Origin of the sequence: Xenorhabdus sp. PR6a, from assembly GCF_028599065.1 — a bacterium.
In the GTDB taxonomy this organism is placed as follows: Bacteria; Pseudomonadota; Gammaproteobacteria; order Enterobacterales; family Enterobacteriaceae; genus Xenorhabdus; species Xenorhabdus doucetiae.
Window position 1 is genome coordinate 52,490 of the sequence record NZ_JAQRFJ010000006.1, and the last position, 2,922, is coordinate 55,411.

Here is a 2,922-nt window from a genome sequence, read left to right on the forward strand (position 1 = left end):
GGCGTAACCATGTTGATCTTCTTTCCTGACGTTACTATAGAAAAGTACCGGGCATCATTGATGACGCCCATCATTAAATTACGGGACGAATAATGAAAGAACATCCTGATTTATGGGCCGAACTGTTGAACGGCCTGAAAAACGCTTGGCCGCAAATTTCTGGTTCTATTTTGGCCGTCATGATCTGTTATGGCCGACTGATTTATGACGGTGTGGAGCGGAAAAATCGCTGGGTTGAACCGCTACTCTGTGGCGCGCTGTCGTGGGGATTCTCCAGCGGGCTGGAACTATTTGGCATTCCAAACAGTATTTCACCTGCCCTCGGCGGTGCTGTGGGTTTTATTGGCGTCGAGAAAATCCGCGAGATTGCGCTTCGGGCCATCAATAAACGTTTAGGAGATAAACAATGACCAGAGGGATACGTAACCACAATCCCGGCAATATTCGCCACGGGGATAAATGGCAGGGTTTGCGTGATATTCAGACCGATAAATCATTTTGTCAGTTTATCGCACCAGAATATGGCATACGGGCAATGCTGAAAATTCTGCGTAATTATGAACGCAAATATGGATATAACACGATCCGCCAGTTTATTTCCCGCTGGGCGCCCCCCAATGAAAATAATACCGAGAGTTATATTGCTTATGTGTGCAAATCCGTTGGCGTGCCTGACAGCGCTGTCATCGATGTAGATAATATCGCCACCATGAGCCGACTGGTTAAGGCCATTATCCAAATGGAAAACGGCCGACAGCCTTATTCTGATGCCGTCATCAAACGGGCATTTGAATTATTATAACGTTTAGCCTGTACATCATCACCGCCAAATGACTGGCGGTGACTTTTCAAGATATTTCAATTACATCACGCTAGCGCACAGAAATTAACGTTGAATGTGCCCTGACTATTTTAGCGTCATATTCCCCCATATACCCACCAGAATTTTTAATAATACCTATCAAAAATAAATGGATAAAAACACTTTTACAGTGTGGATTTAAAAAATAAAGTATCCAATTTATAAACGATTTAGATCATTAATATCTTTACGGTGACTTATGCGTCACATAACTGACATTTAATTCATTAGCCAAGTGCACCAGCCTCACGAGCAGGAGTTAAGCAATGCCTATGTCATGCAATGGTATTAACAACGATAATATTAACAACAGTACTCACAACCGAGATCCACTTCCGCCGGCGGATCCTTCTGCCTCTGGTAAATTCTCTCTCAGTTCTACTCAGCAAGTCGTTTGGCTCGATCAATACCTCCGTCCTGATAGCACTTGTTACAACCTGGGTTCAGTCGTTCTGATTGAGGGAAAGTTGGATGAAGCCCTGTTAATACACGCCTTTGAAACCGTTGTTTATCGTCATGATGCGTTGCGCTTACGACTCGTCAGTACTCCGGAATTACCACTGCAAGAACTCACGGACACAAGCAATGTATCCGTGACAATTCGTGATTTTTCAGACTATGCAGACGCAGAAGAACAGGCGAAACAATATATCCATGCTGCTTTTACCTGTCCGTTTGATTTAAACGGTGAACTATTGTAGTGGTTTAATGATCCCGGACACCTCACAAGCCTGCTAATCTGATTAATAGTGAAAGTGAGGTATGACGATGAAATTGAAACCGCCAAGATGCCTTGGTAAAGGTTGAGACTGACCGAGAGGGGCGGATCTGCATTGATGCCTTGCTTGCACAATTGCAGACACTGCGCCAACGCAATATCAAGCCTATGGCTATCGTCGGGATCGCCGGTTCCACCGAAACCGGTGCTATCGATCCCCTGAACATACTGGCGGATATCGCGGAACAGGCGCAGTGCCATTTCCATGTTGATGCCGCCTGGGGCGGTGCCAGCTTAATGTCAGAACGCTATCGACATTTATTCGCCGGCATCGAACGTGCCGATACGGTAACGATTGATGCCCACAAGCAACTGTATGTGCCAATGGGATCAGGCATGGTGCTGTTCCGCCAGCCAACCCTGACCAACACGATTGCCCAACATGCCAATTATATTGTACGCAAAGGGTCGAAGGATCTCGGACGTCATACTTTGGAAGGCTCACGCAGCGCCATGTCGCTGATGCTGCACAGCAACCTCTATCTGCTTGGCCGGCGAGGATTAGCCCGCCTGATAGAGGCAGGCATCGAAAAAGCCCGGCAATTTGCCGATCTGATCCATCAGCAGGAGGATTTCGAATTAATCAGTGAACCGCAGCTTTGCCTGCTGACGTATCGATATGTGCCGCCAAAAGTATTACAGGCGCTACAGGAAAGTTCGGCGCCAGTCAGACAGCCACAGCATGAATGGCTTAACGCGCTTAATCAGGATATTCAGACTGCCCAGTGGCGTGCCGGAACATCCTTTGTTTCGCGCACGTGTCTCAAACCGGTGCAATGGGATCGGCAACCCACCACCGTTCTGCGGGTCGTGCTGGCAAACCCACTGACCACGTTGGAAATACTGGGGAATATGCTTGAAGAACAGCGTCAATTAGCACGGCAAAGTCCATTCTGGCAAACGCTACAGGCTTGGGCTGTGATTAGTTGACCTTACAGACATACGCCGGGTCGCATGATCGGGTCATATTATCATCACCGCCAGTCATTTGGCGGTGATTTTTCAAGATATCCCATTCACATCACGGCAGCACACAAAAATCAATTTTATATTAAGTATGCCATAGCCACTTTAGTGTCACTTCCACCCCATATTCAGCATCTCAAATAATACCCACAGAAAATAAATAGATTAAAATGTCGTTATTTATGCATTTTAAAGAATAAAACTTCAAATTAATATCCTATTTAACTCCTTAATATTTTGGATATGACTCAATGTCTCATAAGCCAAATTTAATTCATTGACAAAGTTAATTAATATCATGAACAGGAGTTGAGCA

General features: G+C 45.7%; 4 protein-coding genes. All 4 read left to right on the forward strand.

Features of this window, described 5'->3' with window-relative positions; genetic code table 11:
• The first annotated feature begins 92 nt into the window (after positions 1-92).
• Positions 93-410: a phage holin, lambda family gene (locus tag PSI15_RS03185; RefSeq protein ID WP_273582267.1), complete on the forward strand. Its 318-nt coding sequence runs from the start codon at positions 93-95 to the stop codon at positions 408-410.
• Entirely contained in the window at positions 407-802 is a 396-nt protein-coding gene (locus PSI15_RS03190; protein WP_045970989.1) for a structural protein, read from the forward strand. Before PSI15_RS03185 ends, PSI15_RS03190 begins: the two co-directional genes overlap by 4 nt.
• Before the next feature lie 326 nt (positions 803-1,128).
• A complete protein-coding gene (locus PSI15_RS03195) occupies positions 1,129-1,563 on the forward strand; it encodes a condensation domain-containing protein (protein WP_273582268.1) in 435 nt (144 codons plus the stop codon).
• 92 nt (positions 1,564-1,655) lie between these two features.
• The gene (locus PSI15_RS03200; protein WP_273582269.1) at positions 1,656-2,570 is read left to right on the forward strand and encodes a pyridoxal-dependent decarboxylase; all 915 of its coding nucleotides are present in this window, start codon (positions 1,656-1,658) and stop codon (positions 2,568-2,570) included.
• The last annotated feature ends 352 nt before the right edge of the window (positions 2,571-2,922 follow it).

What these genes read in the sequence shown, in the direction of transcription:
- PSI15_RS03185 (WP_273582267.1), top strand. Translation starts at nt 93, where the DNA reads ATGAAAGAACATCCTGATTTATGGGCCGAACTGTTGAACGGCCTGAAA.
- PSI15_RS03190 (WP_045970989.1), top strand. Translation starts at nt 407, where the DNA reads ATGACCAGAGGGATACGTAACCACAATCCCGGCAATATTCGCCACGGG.
- PSI15_RS03195 (WP_273582268.1), top strand. Translation starts at nt 1,129, where the DNA reads ATGCCTATGTCATGCAATGGTATTAACAACGATAATATTAACAACAGT.